The sequence below is a fragment of the Sphingosinithalassobacter sp. CS137 genome, from assembly GCF_014334115.1.
In the GTDB taxonomy this organism is placed as follows: domain Bacteria; phylum Pseudomonadota; class Alphaproteobacteria; order Sphingomonadales; family Sphingomonadaceae; genus Sphingomonas.
On sequence record NZ_CP060494.1, the window covers coordinates 1,136,774 to 1,152,870 of the forward strand.

The window sequence follows — 16,097 nt, forward strand, 5'->3', positions numbered from 1 at the left end:
GGCACCTCAGGACGAACGGGCAGCAGCGAAACTCTCGTTACGCCGCCGCTTCCGCCGCGACCTGCTCGGGGGTCGCATGGGTGTTCACCCGCGCGATCACCTTCCAGGTCTTCAGCTTGGAGATCGGCGCGGTCTCTTCGATCCGCACGGTCTCGCCGGCCTTGTACTCATTGCCCTCATCATGGGCGTGATACTTCTTCGAACGGCGGATGATCTTGCCGTAGAGCGGGTGCTTCACCTTGCGCTCCACCAGCACCACCACCGTCTTATCGGCCTTGTCGGACACGATCTGCCCGGTCAGCACGCGCTTCGGCATGATGTTTCCTTACTTCCCGGCAGAACGAGCACGCTCGTTCTGCAGCGTCTTGATGCGGGCGATGTCCCGGCGGACTTCCTTCACGCGGCTCGACTTCTCGAGCTGCTGCGTGGCGGCCTGAAACCGCAGGTTGAACGCCTCGCGCTTCAGATTGCCGAGCTGCTCGGTAAGCTGGTCGTCGGACTTGGTCCGCAGGTCTGCTACGTTGCTCATCTCGTTCAGCCCTCCAGGTGCGACGTGTCGCCGAGGCGCGCCACGACCTTGGTCTTGATCGGCAGCTTCATCGCCGCACGCTCGAATGCTTCCGCCGCGAGCGGGCCGGGAACGCCGTCCAGCTCGAACAGGATACGGCCGGGCTTCACGCGCGCCGCCCAGAACTCGGGCGAACCCTTGCCCGAGCCCATGCGGACTTCGGCAGGCTTGCTCGACACCGGAACGTCCGGGAAGATGCGGATCCACAAACGCCCCTGGCGCTTGATGTGGCGCGTGATCGCGCGGCGAGCCGCCTCGATCTGGCGCGCGGTGATCCGCTCCGGCTCCATCGCCTTCAAGCCATAGGCGCCGAAATTCAGCGTGGTGCCGCCCTTGGCATCGCCATGGATGCGACCCTTGAACGCCTTGCGGAACTTGGTGCGCTTCGGTTGCAGCATTGTTCTAGTTCCTCAAATCTCAGCGCGCCGGGCGCACACCGGAGGTCTGTGCCTCCAGCGTCAGCCGGTCCGTCGCCATCGGATCATGGCCCAGGATCTCGCCCTTGAAGATCCAGACCTTCACGCCGCACACGCCATAAGCGGTGTGGGCCTCGGCCTCGGCATAGTCGACGTTCGCGCGCAGCGTGTGCAGCGGAACACGGCCCTCGCGATACCATTCGGTGCGCGCGATCTCCGCGCCGCCCAGACGGCCGCCGCAGGTGATCCGGATGCCCTCGGCACCCAGACGCAGCGCCGACTGCACCGCGCGCTTCATCGCGCGACGGAAGGCGATACGGCGCTCCAGCTGGTCCGCGACGCCCTGCGCGACGAGCTTGGCGTCGACTTCGGGCTTGCGGATCTCGACGATGTTGAGGCTCACGTCCGAGCTCGTCATCGACGCCAGCTTCTTGCGGAGCTTCTCGATGTCCGCGCCCTTCTTGCCGATGATCACACCGGGACGGGCGGCATAGACGGAGATGCGGCACAGCTTGGCCGGACGCTCGATCACCACCTTCGAGATCGCGGCCTGGGGCAGCGTCTCGACGATGTACTTGCGGATCTTGAGATCCTCCAGCAGCAGCCGGCCATAGTCATGGCCTTCCGCGAACCAGCGGCTGTCCCAGGTCCGGTTGATCTGCAGCCGCAGACCGATGGGGTTGCTCTTCTGACCCATCTTACGCCTCTTCTTCCTGTTCGCGCACCACGATCCGGAGCCGGCTGAACGGCTTCAGGATGCGCGTCGACTTGCCGCGGCCACGGGTGTGGAACCGCTTCATGGTGATCGACTTGCCGACCGACGCCTCGGCGACGACGAGCGCGTCGACATCGAGGTTGTGGTTGTTCTCGGCGTTCGCGATCGCGCTCGCCAGAACCTTGCGGGCGTCGACCGCCATCGCCTTCTTCGAGAAGGCGAGGATGTTCAGCGCCTCGTCGGCCTTCTTGCCGCGGATCAGGCCCGCGACGAGGTTCAGCTTCTGCGCCGACCCGCGAATCTGCGTGCCGACCGCCAGCGCCTCATTGTCCGCCACGCGGCGGGGAGCTGCCTGCTTGCTCATCAGCGCTTGCCCTTCTTGTCCGCGGCATGGCCGGGGAAGAAGCGCGTCGGCGCGAATTCACCCAGCTTCATGCCGACCATGTCCTCATTGACCGACACCGGCACGAACTTGCGGCCGTTGTAGACGTTGAACGTCAGGCCGACGAACTGCGGCAGGATCGTCGAGCGGCGCGACCAGGTCTTGATCGGCGCGGCGCGGCCACCGGCCTCCTGCGCGGCTTCCGCCTTGTTGAGCAGGTGCAGGTCGACGAAGGGACCCTTCCAAACCGAACGAGCCATTACTTCTTCCTCGCGTGACGCGACCGGATGATCATCTTGTCGGTCGACTTGTTCTTGCGGGTGCGCGCACCCTTGGTCGGCTTGCCCCACGGAGTGACCGGATGACGGCCGCCCGAGGTCCGGCCCTCACCACCGCCGTGCGGGTGGTCAACCGGGTTCTTGGCGACGCCGCGGGTCAGCGGGCGCTTGCCCAGCCAGCGGTTACGGCCGGCCTTGCCGAGGTTCTGGTTCTGGTTGTCGGGGTTCGACACCGCGCCCACCGTCGCCATGCAATTGGCGTGGATATAGCGCTGCTCGCCCGAGTTCAGACGGACGATCACCATGCCGCGGTCACGGCCGACGACCTGCACATAGGTGCCCGCCGAGCGCGCGATCTGGCCGCCCTTGCCCGGCTTCATCTCCACATTGTGGACGATGGTGCCCACCGGCATCGAGCCCAGCTCCATGGCGTTGCCCGGCTTCACGTCGGTCTTCTTGTCGGCAACCACCTTGTCGCCCACGCCCAGGCGCTGCGGCGCAAGGATATAGGCATAGTCGGCCTCGGCCTCGGTGCCGTAGTTGACCAGCGCGATGAAGGCGGTGCGGTTGGGATCATATTCGATCCGCTCGACCGTTCCTTCGACGCCCCACTTGCGGCGCTTGAAGTCGATGATGCGATAGCGCTGCTTGTGACCGCCCGCGATGCCGCGCGACGTGACATGACCCTTGTTGTTGCGGCCGCCCGTCTTGCGCTTGCCTTCGGTCAGCGCCTTCACCGGACCGCCCTTGTGCAGACCCGAACGGTCCACCAGGATCAGTCCGCGACGCGCCGGCGATGTCGGATTGTAATTCTTGAGTGCCATTACGCCTTCACCCCCTGGGTGACGTCGATCATGTCACCCTCGGCGAGGGTCACGATCGCCTTCTTCATGTCCGACCGGCTGTAGGGCTTGCCCTTCCAGCGCTTGGTCTTGCCCTTCTGAACGATCGTGTTCACGCCCTTCACCTTGACGTCGAACAGCGCCTCGACCGCAGCCTTGATCTCCGGCTTGGTCGCGTCGTTCGCAACCTTGAAGACCACTGCGTTCGCCTCGGAGACGAGCGTCGCCTTCTCGGTGATGTGCGGCGCGACGATCACGTCGTAATGACGCGTGTCGATCGCTGCCTTGTCCTTCTTAGCCATTGAAGCGCGCCTCCAGCTTCTCGACCGCCGCCTTGGTGAGCACCAGCGTGTCGTGCTTCAGAATGTCGTAGACGTTCGCGCCGATCGCCGGCAGCACGTCGACGTGCGGCAGATTGCGGGCGGCGAGCGCGAAATTCGTCTCGACCGCGTCGCCGTCGATGATCAGCGTCGACTTGCCCACGCCCAGCTTCTCGAACTGGCCCTTGAGCGCCTTGGTCTTCGCATCGCCATCGAGCGTATCGAGCACGATCAGCGAACCGCCCTTGGCGTGGCTCGACAGCGCCATCTTCAGGCCCAGCGCGCGAACCTTCTTGTTCAGCGAAGGATTGAAGTCGCGCAGCCGGGCGCCGTGCGCCTTACCACCACCGATGAAAATCGGAGCGCGGCGATCGCCGTGACGCGCCGTACCGCCGCCCTTCTGGCGACCGAACTTCTTGCCGGTGCGGGCAACGTCCGAGCGCTCGCGCGTCGGGCGCGCGGTGCCCCGGCGCTTCTCGAGCTGCCAGGTGACGACGCGATGCAGGATGTCGGCGCGCGGCTCGACGGCGAAGATCGCGTCGTTGAGCTCGATGTCGCCGCCAGCCTTGGCGTCGAGGGTCTGAACCTTGACCTTCACTTAGCCCTCCTGGCCTTCGGTCGCTTCCGGCGCAGCCGCTTCCTCAGCGGGCGTATCGGCGGGAGCATCGTTGTTGTTGTTCGCGGACTTGATCGAGGCCGGGAACGGCGCGTCGGCGTGGCGCGGCACCTTCACCGCATCCTTGACGACCAGCCAGCTGCCCTTGTGACCGGGCACCGAGCCCTTCACGAAGATCAGGCCACGCTCGACGTCGGTCGAGACGATCTCGAGGTTCTGCTGCGTGCGGTTACGGTCGCCCATATGGCCGGCCATCTTCTTGTTCTTGAAGACCTTGCCGGGATCCTGGCGCTGACCGGTCGAACCGTGCGAACGGTGCGAGATCGACACACCGTGCGTGGCGCGCAGACCGCCGAAGCCCCAACGCTTCATGGCACCGGCGAAGCCCTTGCCCTGGGTGCGGCCGGAAACGTCGACCATCTGGCCGGTGACGAAATGGTCGGCGGCGATTTCCGCGCCCACTTCGATCAGGCCATCTTCCTCGACGCGGAATTCGCAGAGCATCGCCTTCGGCTCGACCTCGGCCTTGCCGAAGTGGCCGCGCTGCGGCTTGGCGACATTCTTGGCCTTCGCGCTGCCCGCACCGATCTGAACGGCAACATAGCCGTCGCGATCGGCGGTGCGCTGCGCGACCACCTGGACGCTCTCCATCGCCAGAACGGTCACCGGCACGTGCCGGCCGTCGTCCTGGAACAGGCGCGTCATGCCCAACTTCTTCGCGATCACGCCAGTGCGCATGATCCATCACTCCTCAATACAGAGGCCCCCGCCGGACGATTCCGTCGGGGGCATGCTCAGCCCAAAAACTAAATGCGGGCCCCGTCCGGGCTGCGGCTTTCCGGCGGACCGGAAATGACGGGGAACGCGGTCCCGGGACAGGCCCGGCGGTATTCCATGTCTCGATGAGGTTGCCCTCACGGTTCACCCCTCAGGGGAGCCTTGCTTCCTTGCTTCGGGCATCGCCCAGTGGAGGAAGCCGAATCTCGTTTAGCTCGAGAAGAGCGGCGCCTTTACGCGAGCTTGATCTCGACGTCAACGCCAGCGGCCAGGTCGAGCTTCATCAGCGCGTCCACCGTCTGCGGAGTCGGCTGCACGATGTCGAGCATGCGCTTGTAGGTGCGAACCTCGAACTGCTCGCGCGACTTCTTGTCGATGTGCGGACCGCGGTTCACGGTGAACTTCTCGATGCGCGTCGGCAGGGGAATGGGACCGCGAATGAGCGCGCCGGTGCGGCGGGCCGTGTCGGCGATGTCGCCGGTGGCCTGATCGAGCACGCGGTGATCGAACGCCTTCAGGCGAATACGGATATTCTGCGTTTCCATGTCCCTACCAATGCGAAAGAGCGGGGCGACTTCCCCTGCTGCGCCGATCCCGGCGTAGCGGGCGTGTCACCTCTTGCTGTTCAAAACGTCAAACGGAAGCGGGGCCTCTACAGGGCGAAGCGATTCGGATCAAGGGGCGCGCGAGGATTTTCGCTTCCCCATCGTCGGCCCGGACCTGATCCGGGCCAGGGCTGCGTTCACCCTATCGAAGACGCGCGACAACTAGAGAAAGAAGAAGCCCAGCCCCGGGTCAAGCCCGGGGCGACGGAACTGGAGGGAAGGCGACGGGTCTCCACGTCGGCCCGGACCTGATCCGGGCCCAGGCTCACCTCCACTAGACCAGATCATCGAACAAATCCCGCCACTCCGGATTGGCCTTCTCGATCAGCGCGAACTTCCACTCGCGCAGCCAGCGCTTCAGCCGCTTCTCGTGCGCGATGCAGGCGGTGATGTCCTCGCCATATTCGGCCCACACCAGCCGAACCAGCCCACGCTCCCGACAATGATCGGAGCCGCTACCGGATCGATGCTGACCGATGCGCACGGCAAGATCCGCAGTCACGCCGACATACATGCTCCCGCGATAGCGGTTGGCCATGATGTAAACCCACCCGCCCTGCGGTGCGCGCGCCATGCATCGAGGAAAGAAGAAGCCCCGGCCCCGGGTCAAGCCCGGGGCGAAGGAATTCGAGGCGATCGAAGCTCTCCACTACGTCGGCCCGGGCTCGACCAGGGCCAGGGCTGCCCTGCCTTCTCCGTTCAGCAGTGCGCGATAGCACTCCAGCGGGGACGGACACTAGAGACTCGCCACAGGAACGGGAGTGCCCTCTCGGCCGCCTCTGGAACTTTTGGGGAGCACGGATGCGATACTGCTAGCCGCAACAAAAAAACCCGGCCTCCCTTTCGGGAAGCCGGGCTCTTGTCTCTCAGCCCTCGCGGGCGTCGATTACTTGTCGATGCCGCTCACGACGCCGGCGCCGACGGTGCGGCCGCCTTCGCGGATCGTGAAGCGCTGGCCGACGTCCATGGCGATCGGCGCGATGAGCTTGACGCCCAGCGCGACGTTGTCGCCCGGCATGACCATCTCGGTGCCCTCGGGCAGCTCGACGGTGCCGGTCACGTCGGTCGTGCGGAAGTAGAACTGCGGACGGTAGTTCGCGAAGAACGGCGTGTGACGGCCGCCCTCGTCCTTCGACAGGACGTACACTTCCGACTTGAACTCGGTGTGCGGCGTGATCGAACCCGGCTTGGCCAGAACCTGACCGCGCTCGACGTCTTCACGGCCAACGCCGCGGAGCAGCGCACCGATGTTGTCGCCGGCCTGGCCCTGATCGAGCAGCTTGCGGAACATCTCGACGCCCGTGACGGTCGTCTTGCGGGTGTCGTTGATGCCGACGATCTCGACTTCCTCGCCAACCTTGACGATGCCGGTTTCGACGCGGCCGGTGACCACCGTACCGCGACCCGAGATCGAGAACACGTCTTCGATCGGCATCATGAACGGCTTGTCGAGCGGACGCTCGGGCTCGGGGATGTACGAGTCGACCTGGTTCATCAGCTCGAGAACGGCGTTGTGGCCGATCTCGCGGTTGCTGTCCTCGAGGACGGCAAGCGCCGAACCCTTGACGATCGGAATGTCGTCGCCCGGGAATTCGTACGAGCTCAGCAGCTCGCGGACTTCCAGTTCGACCAGCTCGAGCAGTTCCTCGTCGTCGACCATGTCGACCTTGTTGAGGAACACGACCATCGCCGGCACACCGACCTGACGGGCGAGCAGGATGTGCTCGCGGGTCTGCGGCATCGGGCCGTCGGCGGCCGAAACCACCAGGATCGCGCCGTCCATCTGCGCCGCGCCGGTGATCATGTTCTTCACATAGTCGGCGTGGCCGGGGCAGTCGACGTGCGCATAGTGGCGGTTGGCGGTCTCATACTCGACGTGCGCGGTCGAGATGGTGATGCCGCGCTCGCGCTCCTCGGGCGCCTTGTCGATGTTCGCGAAGTCGACGGCGGTACCGCCACCGGCTTCCGCCAGAACCTTCGTGATCGCGGCCGTCAGCGACGTCTTGCCGTGGTCGACGTGGCCGATCGTGCCGATGTTGAGGTGCGGTTTGTTCCGCTCGAACTTTGCCTTCGCCATAGTTTCCTACCTTCTGATCAAATCCGTGGCGAATCGCGGGCGCCGCGGGAAGCGTCGCCCTTAGCGATCCGTTTCGCGTTACGCCAGCTTCGCCTTCACTTCGTCGGCCACATTCTGCGGCACTTCGTCATAGTGCGAGAACTGCATGCTGTACTGGGCACGTCCCTGCGTGAACGAGCGAAGCTGGTTCACATATCCGAACATGTTGGCCAGCGGGACCATCGCCTCGACCACCTGTGCGTTGCCGCGGCTGTCGGTGCCCTGAATCTGGCCGCGACGGCTGTTCATGTCGCCGATCACGTCGCCCAGATAATCCTCGGGCGTCACGACCTCGACCTTCATGATCGGCTCGAGCAGCTTGATGCCCGACTTCTGCGCCGCTTCGCGCATCGCGCCGCGGGCACAGATTTCGAACGCCAGCGCCGACGAGTCGACGTCGTGGTACGCACCGTCGGTGAGGTGCACCTCGAAGTCGATGATCGGGAAGCCGATCAGCTGACCCGTCTCGGCGGTCTCGCGGAAGCCCTTTTCCACCGACGGGATATATTCGCGCGGGATGTTGCCGCCCTTGATCTCGTCGAAGAACTGGAAGCCCGAACCGCGCTCGCCGGGAACGACAGTGACCTTCACGCGGCCGAACTGGCCCGAACCGCCCGACTGCTTCTTGTGGGTATAGTCGATGTCGACCTTCTTCGCGAGATATTCGCGATAGGCGACCTGCGGCGCCCCGACGTTCGCCTCGACCTTGAACTCGCGCTTCATGCGATCGACGAGAATGTCGAGGTGAAGCTCGCCCATGCCCTTGATGATCGTCTGGCCCGATTCATGGTCGGTCGACACTCGGAACGAAGGATCCTCAGCGGCCAGGCGGTTGAGCGCGATGCCCATCTTTTCCTGGTCGGCCTTGGTCTTCGGCTCCACCGACAGCTCGATCACGGGCTCGGGGAATTCCATCCGCTCGAGGATGATCGGCTTGTTCGCGTCGCACAGCGTGTCGCCGGTCGTCGTTTCCTTCAGACCCGCAATGGCGACGATGTCACCGGCATAGGCCTCGTCGATGTCCTCACGCGAGTTGGCGTGCATGAGGAGCATGCGGCCGATCTTTTCCTTCTTGTCCTTCACCGAGTTCAGGTACGAGCCCTTGGTGAGCTTGCCCGAATAGATACGGGTGAAGGTCAGCGTGCCGACGAACGGATCGTTCATGATCTTGAACGCGAGCGCCGAGAAGGGCGCGTCGTCGGACGACGGACGGGTGTCCTCCTCGTCGCTGTCCGGCTTCACGCCCTTGATGGCGGGAACGTCGAGCGGGCTCGGCAGATAATCGACCACTGCGTCGAGCAGCGGCTGAACGCCCTTGTTCTTGAACGCCGAACCGCACAGCACCGGCACGAAGCTCTGGTTCAGCGTGCCCTTGCGGATCAGCTTCTTCAGCGTCTCGGCGTCCGGCTCATTGCCTTCCAGATAAGCTTCCATCGCCGCATCGTCCTGCTCGACGGCGAGCTCGATCAGATCCTGGCGATATTTGGCGGCCTTGTCGGCGAGGTCCTCGGGGATGTCGACATATTTGAACTCGGCGCCCAGGCCGTCGTTCTCCCAGACGATCCCGCGCTCGTGCACCAGATCGACGAGGCCGATCAGACCGCCCTCGATCCCGATCGGGATGTACAGAACGGCAGGCTTCGCCCCCAGACGATCGATGATCGACTGGACGCAATATTCGAAGTTGGCGCCGGTGCGGTCGAGCTTGTTGATGAAGCACATCCGCGGAACCTTGTACTTGTCCGCCTGGCGCCACACCGTCTCGGACTGCGGCTCAACGCCGGCCACGCCGTCGAAGCACGCGACCGCGCCGTCGAGCACGCGCAGCGAACGCTCGACTTCGATCGTGAAGTCGACGTGCCCGGGCGTGTCGATGATGTTGATCCGGTGGTCTTTCCAGAAACACGTCGTCGCGGCCGACGTGATCGTGATGCCGCGCTCCTGCTCCTGCTCCATCCAGTCCATCGTCGCGGTGCCTTCGTGCACTTCGCCGATCTTGTAGGACTTGCCGGTGTAATAGAGGATGCGCTCGGTCGTCGTCGTCTTGCCGGCATCGATGTGCGCCATGATGCCGATGTTACGATACGTGTTGAGCGGATCTTTGCGGGCCATTGTTCAACTCCAGCGCGGGGTCTCGCGGTTCAATTCTTCAAGGGTATCCAACCACCCCAGCCCGTGCGGGCTGAGCTTGTCGAAGCCCTGCTCTTCCTTCTTCGGCTCGAAGAAGTGCAGCCCTTCGACAAGCTCAGGGCGAACGGTGACGGGTGGAGGCGCCGGGGCGCCGCCACCCATATAGTGTTTCCCGTTACCAGCGGTAGTGGCTGAACGCGCGGTTCGCTTCGGCCATGCGATGCGTGTCCTCACGCTTCTTCACGGCGTTGCCGCGGTTGTTCGCCGCATCCATCAGCTCGCCCGAAAGGCGCGCCGACATGGTGTTCTCGCTGCGGTTGCGCGCGGCGGTGATCAGCCAGCGGATCGCCAGCGCCTGCGCACGCTCGGGACGCACCTCGACCGGCACCTGATATGTCGCACCGCCGACGCGGCGGCTGCGGACCTCGATGCCCGGCTTGATGTTGGTCAGCGCTTCGTGGAAGACGCCGATCGGGTCCTTCTTGGCGCGCGCTTCGATCGTGTCGAGCGCGGAATAGACGATACCCTCGGCGACGGCCTTCTTGCCGTCCAGCATCACGCTGTTCATGAACTTCGAGAGCACGATATCCCCGAACTTGGGATCGGGCAGGATTTCCCGCTTTTCGGGACGACGACGACGAGACATTCGAGAACCTTTCTCTTCACTTCAGCCGTGATGGCCGGACACGCCGGCCGGCTTACTTCGGACGCTTGGCGCCGTACTTCGAGCGGGACTGCTTGCGATCCTTGACACCCTGGGTGTCGAGCACGCCGCGCAGCACGTGGTAGCGCACACCGGGAAGGTCGCGCACACGGCCGCCGCGGATCAGCACCACCGAGTGCTCCTGAAGGTTGTGACCTTCGCCCGGGATGTAGCTGATGACTTCGCGCTGGTTGGTCAGGCGAACCTTGGCCACCTTGCGAAGCGCCGAGTTCGGCTTCTTCGGAGTCGTCGTATAGACACGGGTGCAGACACCGCGCTTCTGCGGGTTCTGCTCCATCGCAGGGACCTTGCTCTTGGCCTTCTGCGGGTCGCGGCCCTTGCGGACCAACTGGTTAATCGTCGGCATGAAGCCCTTCACCTTTCGACGGTTACTTTGCTGGAGCCCTGTCACAGAGAATACGAAAAGACCCCGGCGGCCTGACCGACCCCCTGGGCCTAGCGTCTCCAACAACGTTCAGCTCTAATCGACCCGAGCAAACAAAAACGGCCGGAGAACCGGCGCGCGCCCTGCTCGGGACGGGCGGCCTATAGCTGGGGTCCCGCACCCGGTCAATGGGCGCGGAAAGACTGTGGCAACAAGTTGGCGGCTACAGGCTTCGGCATGTCGCCGCAACGCTCCTCGACCGTCACGATCCGCCTCGGCCCCTCCGGTAGCCGACCCCTATGGCCGGTTCGCCCGTTCGCCGGCACGCGCGCGAAGCCGGTGCTCGTCGCGGCCGGCGCCCTGGCGGTTTCCATGGCGCTCGCGATGATGGGTCCGGCAGCGCCCGGCCCTGCCGCGCTGGCGCTCCACCTTGGCGGTGCCCCGGCACTCGGCCTAATCCTCACGGCCGGCCTCGGAGTTTTCGCATGGCATCTCGCGCGACTGAGCGCGACGCGACCCGCAGGCGGTCCGGCGGCGGCGGTGCTGCCCGCGCTGCTCCCCGCGCTCTGCCTGCCCCAGCCGGGGATCGGCCCGCTGCTGCTCGCCGCCGCGCTCGCGCTGGCGGCGAATCGACGCGATCGGGCCCAGCAGGTCGTCGCGCTTCTGGTGCAGTGTGCCGCATGGGCGGCAGTGGCAGGCGCCGCGGGCCTTCCGCCCGCTAATGGTTTCGCAACCGTAACGGTGCTTATAGGAGCCGGGCTCGCGCTGCACCTCGGAACCGCTCGCGTCGCGAACGACAATCCCTCTCTGGAACGACGGGGAGCCAATTCGTGGCTGATCGCAGACCGCGCCTGTGGTAAAGCCTGGCCTGACTCGAACCCGGGGAAGTGGGGAGTAACCTAATGTTCAACAACAGCAATCGTGGCAGGGACAATAGCCCCACGGTGCCACCCGCGCCGCCGATGCCCTCTGCCAGCAAGAGCGGGCGCGGCATGTTTTCGGTGCTTGGGCCCGATGTGGTGGTGACCGGCAACGTCACCGCCACGAACGATCTGCACATCGATGGCCGAGTCGAGGGCGACGTCAATTGCGGCAGCCTGGCGCAAGGCTCCGAAAGCCAGATCTTCGGCAGTGTGGTCGCGGAAAGCGCGCGGCTCGCCGGATCGATCGAAGGCGCGGTGCGCGTCAAGCAGCTCACGGTCGAGCGCTCGGCCAAGATCACGGGTGATGTCGAATATGAGAACATCACCATCGAGAACGGCGGCCATATCGACGGCCGCCTGAAGCACATGAGTTCGGTCGACACCTCGCCGCGCGAGCGCCCGCGCGCCGTCGAGAGCGGAAGCTCGTCCTTCGTCTCGAACGACGAAGCGGCCTGAGCGCCACCAGCGGCTGAAAACGGAACGAGGGGCGCCCCCGGGAGAGCGCCCCTCGCCCGCGTTTCAGCGGGGGGGCGAATCGCCCGCTCACATATCGCGGATCATGTTCAGATGCCCCTCGACCACCGGCGCGGTGTTCGAGGCGAAGGTCCGGAGCGCCGGGACGTCGCCCCCGTCCGCATAGGAACGCAGCATCGACAGCGCCTGTTCGTGCGCCGCCACCTGCTGGCTCTCATAGGCGCTGTCGAATTCGCTCCCGGTCGCCGAACGCAGCGCCTCCAGGTTCGCCTGCTGCTCGGCGGTCATCTGCGGTTCGCCAACGGTCATACCGGCCTCGCTCGCCGCCTGCATCAGATTGTTGGTCGACGCCCTATGGTCCTCCACCATTTTCGCGCCGAAGTCGCGCAGCGGCTGGGAAGTCGCCTTTTCCTGCGCGAGCTGCCCCGCCGCGATCTCATAGGCATCGCTCGCGCTGATATTGGTGATGAACTGATCCGCATTCATTGCCGCGGCGTCGCCCATCATCGCGCCGTCGTCCATCATCGCGCCGTCGTTGGCGACTCCCATGTCCGTGACGGCAAGATTTTCGGTCGTGGTCGTGGTTTCGGGTTCGCCGCAGGCAGCCAGGGCCAGGGCGGGAAGCGAAACCGCGAACATAAGGGTCTGACTTTTCATTGCTATTCTCTCCTCGAAGCTGCGCGCACAACGCGCTGCGACGCACCTCGTTCCAGCCGGCAAATACCCAGGAGAGCCGTCCCCGCGGCGGGGCCGGATGTTGCATGGAGAGGAACGGCCAGCCCCCCGCAGACGCGCGGATCGAAGCGAGCCGCAGCACCTGAGCCGCCGTTCTCCCGCCCGCCGAAACGCTGTGCGACACGCGCGGCCGGCGAAGATGGTACCGCTCAGATGTGAAGCACGCGCCCATAGGCGGCCAGCACGCTTTCGTGCATCGCCTCGCTGATCGTCGGATGCGGGAAAACAGTTTCGATCAGCTCGGCCTCGGTCAGTTCACCCGTCTTGCCGATCGTATATCCCTGGATCATCTCGGTCACTTCGGCGCCGATCATGTGCGCACCCAGCAACTCGCCGGTCTTCGCGTCGAACACCGTCTTCACAAAGCCTTCGGCTTCCCCCAGCGCGATGGCCTTGCCGTTGCCGATGAACGGGAAATTGCCCACCTTCACATCATACCCCGCTTCGCGCGCCTTCGACTCGGTCAAGCCCACGCTGGCGATCTGCGGATGACAATAGGTGCAGGCGGGAATGTTCCGCGGGTCCATCGCGTGCGGCCGCTTGCCGGCGATCGCCTCGGCAGCGATCACGCCTTCGTGGCTGGCCTTGTGCGCCAGCCACGGCGGCGCAGTGATGTCACCGATCGCCCAGATCCCGTCCACATTGGTGCGGCAGGCGCCATCGGTCTTCAGGAAGCCCCGCTCGTCCATAGCCACGCCCAGCTCCTTCAGCCCGATGTCGGCGGTGTTGGGAACGATGCCGATCGCCACGATCACATGGCTGTATTCGGTGGTGGCGGACTTGCCGTCCTTGGCCTTGATCGTCGCCGTCACGCCCTTGTCGCCGACCTCGAGCTTCTCGAGCGCGGCACCGGTATGGATCGTCATCCCCTGCTTCTTGAGCGCCTTCTCGAGATGCGCGGAAATATCCTTGTCCTCGACCGGCACGATGCGGTCGAGCATTTCCACGACCGTGACGTCCGCACCCATATCGTTGTAGAAGCTGGCGAATTCGATTCCGATCGCGCCCGATCCGATGACGAGCAGCTTGGACGGCATCTCCGCGGGAGTCATCGCGTGGCGATAGGTCCATACCCGTTTGCCGTCGGCGGGTGCGAAGGGCAGGTCGCGCGCGCGCGCGCCGGTTGCGACGATGATGTTCCTGGCGGTCAGCTCTGTCGTCTTGCCGCCCTCGCCGGTGACGGTCAGCTTGCCCTTACCCATCAGCCTGCCGGTGCCCATGTGCACCGCGATCTTGTTCTTCTTCATCAGCCCGGTGACGCCCTTGTTGAGCTGGGAAGCGACTCCGCGCGAGCGCTTCACCACTGCGTCCAGATCGGCGCTGATCTTCTCGGCGGCCAAGCCATACTCCTTGGCGTGCTGCATGAAATGAAAGATCTCTGCGGAACGCAGCAGCGCCTTGGTGGGGATGCAGCCCCAGTTGAGGCAGATCCCGCCCAGCAGCTCACGCTCGACGATCGCGGTCTTGAGGCCGAGCTGCGACGCGCGGATCGCGGCGACATAGCCGCCGGGGCCTGAGCCGAGGACGATGAGATCGTAGGATTCCGCCACGTGTCTGCCTTTCCAACCGGGGAGGGTTCGCAGCTCCAATCGGCAGCGACACCGCTCAGGTCAAGGCCGGACGAGGTGGTCGGGAGGAGCGGCCGCTCTTCGCGCGCGACCGCCCCTCCGGCCGACTACTTGCCGACCCGCAGGCGATAGGCGCCGGTCGCGCCTTCCTCGAACGACGTCGAGCGGACGATATAGTCGCCCGAAGTTTCGGGCGTGAAGATCAACAGCGAATTGAGCTCGCCGCCGCTGTCGTCGTCGCTCGCCAGCGGCTCGCCGCTGCGGCGGTCCGCCGGGAAGACCTGCACCATCGTGTCGTAATTGTCGGCGGTGAGGTGGATCCACACCGTCTCGCCGGCCGCGAGCGACACGAGATAATCGTCGAAATAACCTTGCTCCGCAGGATCGTTCGCGGTGAGCGCCCCGGTGTAGATCTGCCAGGTCATCGTCTCGCTGCCGATCGGCTGCGTCACCGGCGCCGGAAGCGGTGCCAGCGTCGCCACAGTGGCAGTGTATCCGCCGCGACCTTCGGCATCGAAGCTGGTCGCGCGCAGGGTATAGGTGCCGCTTTCCTCAGGAACGAAGGTGAGCGCGGAATTCAGCGATCCGCCGGCGTCGTCATTCTCCGCGACGGGATCCGCGTCGGTAGTGCGGTAGAGCTTCAGCAGCGTATCGAAGTCCTCGGCATCGAGCGACAGGCGGTAGCGCTGGCCCGCTTCGAGCGTGACGGCATGATCGTCGTAGCGCCGGCCGTCGCTGTCGGTCGCGTCCTCGTCTGCCAAGGCTCCTTCGACGGTCCAGGGCGTGCCCTGCGTCTGCGCCTGTGCGGGCACTGTGGCGAACAGTATCGCCGCCGACAGAGCGGACGCACCGAGTACGATCTTGAAGCGCATGTTACCCCTTCCCTTTGCCATGCACGGCGAATCCTGCCGCTCGTGATGGCTTAGCGCGAGGGCGCGCGACTCGCCAGCTAAGCGTCTCCGCCAGTGTCGCGAAGCAGACGCGGCCGGCGATCCTCGCCGATCGCCACGAAGGTGAAGCGCGCCTGAGTGACGCGCTCCATCGCCTCGCCATGACGATCGCGGCGCCACGCCTCGACGTCGATCTTCATCGACGTGCGGCCCTGCTCGGCGAGAACGGCGAAGACCGAGACTTCGTCGCCGACGATCACCGGGCGGAGGAACTGCATCGCATCGAGCGCAATGGTGACGGCGCGGCCCTGCGAGTGACGCGACGCGACCAGCCCTGCCGCCATGTCCATCTGGCTCATCAGCCAGCCGCCGAAGATGTCGCCATAGGGGTTGGCGTCGGAAGGCATGGCGACGACACGAATGGTAGGCGCGCTTTCCGGCGGGCGATCAGCCATGCGGTTCGCGGTCCTGCAGCCAGGCGCGGCGGATCGGCCCGACGCCCATCGCCACGACCGCAGCCATCGCCGCCCCGGTCACGAGCCAGATGTCCTGGCGCGCCGGCGGGTAGGACCATGCCGAGAGCGTAGCGATCAGCGTCGCCGCAAGAAGACCCACAACGATATGCAGCATTTCGATCAGCGTACGTGCGGGCAT

The 16,097-nt window shown here is 65.1% G+C and carries 24 protein-coding genes; 2 read left to right on the forward strand and 22 right to left on the reverse strand.

Going from position 1 to position 16,097, the window contains the following annotated elements; genetic code table 11:
* Positions 1 to 37: 37 nt before the first annotated feature.
* From rpsQ to rpsL, 17 genes are all read right to left on the reverse strand, one after another.
* On the reverse strand, positions 38 to 316 hold the full coding sequence (gene rpsQ / locus H7V21_RS05475; protein ID WP_188055846.1) for a 30S ribosomal protein S17: 279 nt from the start codon (positions 314 to 316) through the stop codon (positions 38 to 40).
* Positions 317 to 325: 9 nt separating this feature from the next.
* Positions 326 to 529: a 50S ribosomal protein L29 gene (gene rpmC / locus H7V21_RS05480; RefSeq protein WP_188055847.1), complete on the reverse strand. Its 204-nt coding sequence runs from the start codon at positions 527 to 529 to the stop codon at positions 326 to 328.
* Positions 530 to 534: 5 nt separating this feature from the next.
* Positions 535 to 966, reverse strand: a complete 432-nt coding sequence (gene rplP / locus H7V21_RS05485) for a 50S ribosomal protein L16 (protein WP_188055848.1) — start codon at positions 964 to 966, stop codon at positions 535 to 537.
* A gap of 19 nt (positions 967 to 985) precedes the next feature.
* The gene (gene rpsC / locus H7V21_RS05490; RefSeq protein ID WP_188055849.1) at positions 986 to 1,681 is read right to left on the reverse strand and encodes a 30S ribosomal protein S3; all 696 of its coding nucleotides are present in this window, start codon (positions 1,679 to 1,681) and stop codon (positions 986 to 988) included.
* Between the two features lies 1 nt (position 1,682).
* Entirely contained in the window at positions 1,683 to 2,063 is a 381-nt protein-coding gene (gene rplV, locus H7V21_RS05495; protein ID WP_188055850.1) for a 50S ribosomal protein L22, read from the reverse strand.
* Positions 2,063 to 2,341 carry a 30S ribosomal protein S19 gene (gene rpsS, locus H7V21_RS05500; RefSeq protein WP_188055851.1) on the reverse strand — a complete coding sequence of 93 codons (279 nt, stop codon included), beginning with the start codon at positions 2,339 to 2,341 and terminating at the stop codon, positions 2,063 to 2,065. Before rpsS ends, rplV begins: the two co-directional genes overlap by 1 nt.
* Positions 2,341 to 3,183, reverse strand: a complete 843-nt coding sequence (gene rplB, locus H7V21_RS05505) for a 50S ribosomal protein L2 (RefSeq protein ID WP_188055852.1) — start codon at positions 3,181 to 3,183, stop codon at positions 2,341 to 2,343. The genes rpsS and rplB overlap by 1 nt, the downstream gene beginning before the upstream one ends.
* Positions 3,183 to 3,503, reverse strand: a complete 321-nt coding sequence (locus tag H7V21_RS05510; protein ID WP_188055853.1) for a 50S ribosomal protein L23 — start codon at positions 3,501 to 3,503, stop codon at positions 3,183 to 3,185. Before H7V21_RS05510 ends, rplB begins: the two co-directional genes overlap by 1 nt.
* Positions 3,496 to 4,119, reverse strand: coding sequence for a 50S ribosomal protein L4 (gene rplD / locus H7V21_RS05515; protein WP_188055854.1), 624 nt, complete (start codon positions 4,117 to 4,119; stop codon positions 3,496 to 3,498). The genes H7V21_RS05510 and rplD overlap by 8 nt, the downstream gene beginning before the upstream one ends.
* The gene (rplC, locus tag H7V21_RS05520) at positions 4,120 to 4,875 is read right to left on the reverse strand and encodes a 50S ribosomal protein L3 (RefSeq protein WP_188055855.1); all 756 of its coding nucleotides are present in this window, start codon (positions 4,873 to 4,875) and stop codon (positions 4,120 to 4,122) included.
* A 272-nt stretch (positions 4,876 to 5,147) separates the two neighbouring features.
* Positions 5,148 to 5,459: a 30S ribosomal protein S10 gene (gene rpsJ / locus H7V21_RS05525; protein WP_034161642.1), complete on the reverse strand. Its 312-nt coding sequence runs from the start codon at positions 5,457 to 5,459 to the stop codon at positions 5,148 to 5,150.
* A gap of 334 nt (positions 5,460 to 5,793) precedes the next feature.
* Positions 5,794 to 6,093, reverse strand: coding sequence for a GIY-YIG nuclease family protein (locus tag H7V21_RS05530; protein WP_188055856.1), 300 nt, complete (start codon positions 6,091 to 6,093; stop codon positions 5,794 to 5,796).
* 312 nt (positions 6,094 to 6,405) lie between these two features.
* The gene (gene tuf, locus H7V21_RS05535; RefSeq protein ID WP_188055857.1) at positions 6,406 to 7,596 is read right to left on the reverse strand and encodes an elongation factor Tu; all 1,191 of its coding nucleotides are present in this window, start codon (positions 7,594 to 7,596) and stop codon (positions 6,406 to 6,408) included.
* Between the two features lie 78 nt (positions 7,597 to 7,674).
* The gene (gene fusA / locus H7V21_RS05540; protein ID WP_188055858.1) at positions 7,675 to 9,747 is read right to left on the reverse strand and encodes an elongation factor G; all 2,073 of its coding nucleotides are present in this window, start codon (positions 9,745 to 9,747) and stop codon (positions 7,675 to 7,677) included.
* Positions 9,748 to 9,750: 3 nt separating this feature from the next.
* Positions 9,751 to 9,927, reverse strand: a complete 177-nt coding sequence (locus tag H7V21_RS05545) for a hypothetical protein (RefSeq protein ID WP_188055859.1) — start codon at positions 9,925 to 9,927, stop codon at positions 9,751 to 9,753.
* 13 nt (positions 9,928 to 9,940) lie between these two features.
* Complete coding sequence (gene rpsG, locus H7V21_RS05550; RefSeq protein ID WP_188055860.1) at positions 9,941 to 10,411, reverse strand: 30S ribosomal protein S7; 471 nt, start codon at positions 10,409 to 10,411, stop codon at positions 9,941 to 9,943.
* 52 nt (positions 10,412 to 10,463) lie between these two features.
* Positions 10,464 to 10,835 carry a 30S ribosomal protein S12 gene (rpsL, locus tag H7V21_RS05555; protein ID WP_022691828.1) on the reverse strand — a complete coding sequence of 124 codons (372 nt, stop codon included), beginning with the start codon at positions 10,833 to 10,835 and terminating at the stop codon, positions 10,464 to 10,466.
* Positions 10,836 to 11,090: 255 nt separating this feature from the next.
* On the opposite strand from rpsL, the gene H7V21_RS05560 reads away from it, so the two are divergent.
* Both H7V21_RS05560 and H7V21_RS05565 read left to right on the forward strand, forming a co-directional pair.
* The gene (locus H7V21_RS05560; protein ID WP_188055861.1) at positions 11,091 to 11,756 is read left to right on the forward strand and encodes a hypothetical protein; all 666 of its coding nucleotides are present in this window, start codon (positions 11,091 to 11,093) and stop codon (positions 11,754 to 11,756) included.
* An 89-nt stretch (positions 11,757 to 11,845) separates the two neighbouring features.
* Entirely contained in the window at positions 11,846 to 12,232 is a 387-nt protein-coding gene (locus H7V21_RS05565) for a polymer-forming cytoskeletal protein (RefSeq protein ID WP_262504019.1), read from the forward strand.
* An 87-nt stretch (positions 12,233 to 12,319) separates the two neighbouring features.
* Here the strand turns inward: H7V21_RS05565 and H7V21_RS05570 are convergent, their stop codons facing one another.
* The 5 genes from H7V21_RS05570 to H7V21_RS05590 all read right to left on the reverse strand — a co-directional run bounded on the left by H7V21_RS05570 (position 12,320) and on the right by H7V21_RS05590 (position 16,097).
* Complete coding sequence (locus H7V21_RS05570) at positions 12,320 to 12,907, reverse strand: DUF4142 domain-containing protein (protein ID WP_188055863.1); 588 nt, start codon at positions 12,905 to 12,907, stop codon at positions 12,320 to 12,322.
* 227 nt (positions 12,908 to 13,134) lie between these two features.
* A complete protein-coding gene (gene lpdA, locus H7V21_RS05575) occupies positions 13,135 to 14,535 on the reverse strand; it encodes a dihydrolipoyl dehydrogenase (RefSeq protein WP_188055864.1) in 1,401 nt (466 codons plus the stop codon).
* 125 nt (positions 14,536 to 14,660) lie between these two features.
* Positions 14,661 to 15,425: a PPC domain-containing protein gene (locus H7V21_RS05580; protein ID WP_188055865.1), complete on the reverse strand. Its 765-nt coding sequence runs from the start codon at positions 15,423 to 15,425 to the stop codon at positions 14,661 to 14,663.
* A gap of 77 nt (positions 15,426 to 15,502) precedes the next feature.
* Positions 15,503 to 15,898 (reverse strand): acyl-CoA thioesterase, encoded by a 396-nt coding sequence (locus H7V21_RS05585; RefSeq protein ID WP_188055866.1) that lies wholly within the window; start codon positions 15,896 to 15,898, stop codon positions 15,503 to 15,505.
* Positions 15,891 to 16,097 carry a hypothetical protein gene (locus tag H7V21_RS05590; protein WP_188055867.1) on the reverse strand — a complete coding sequence of 69 codons (207 nt, stop codon included), beginning with the start codon at positions 16,095 to 16,097 and terminating at the stop codon, positions 15,891 to 15,893. The genes H7V21_RS05585 and H7V21_RS05590 overlap by 8 nt, the downstream gene beginning before the upstream one ends.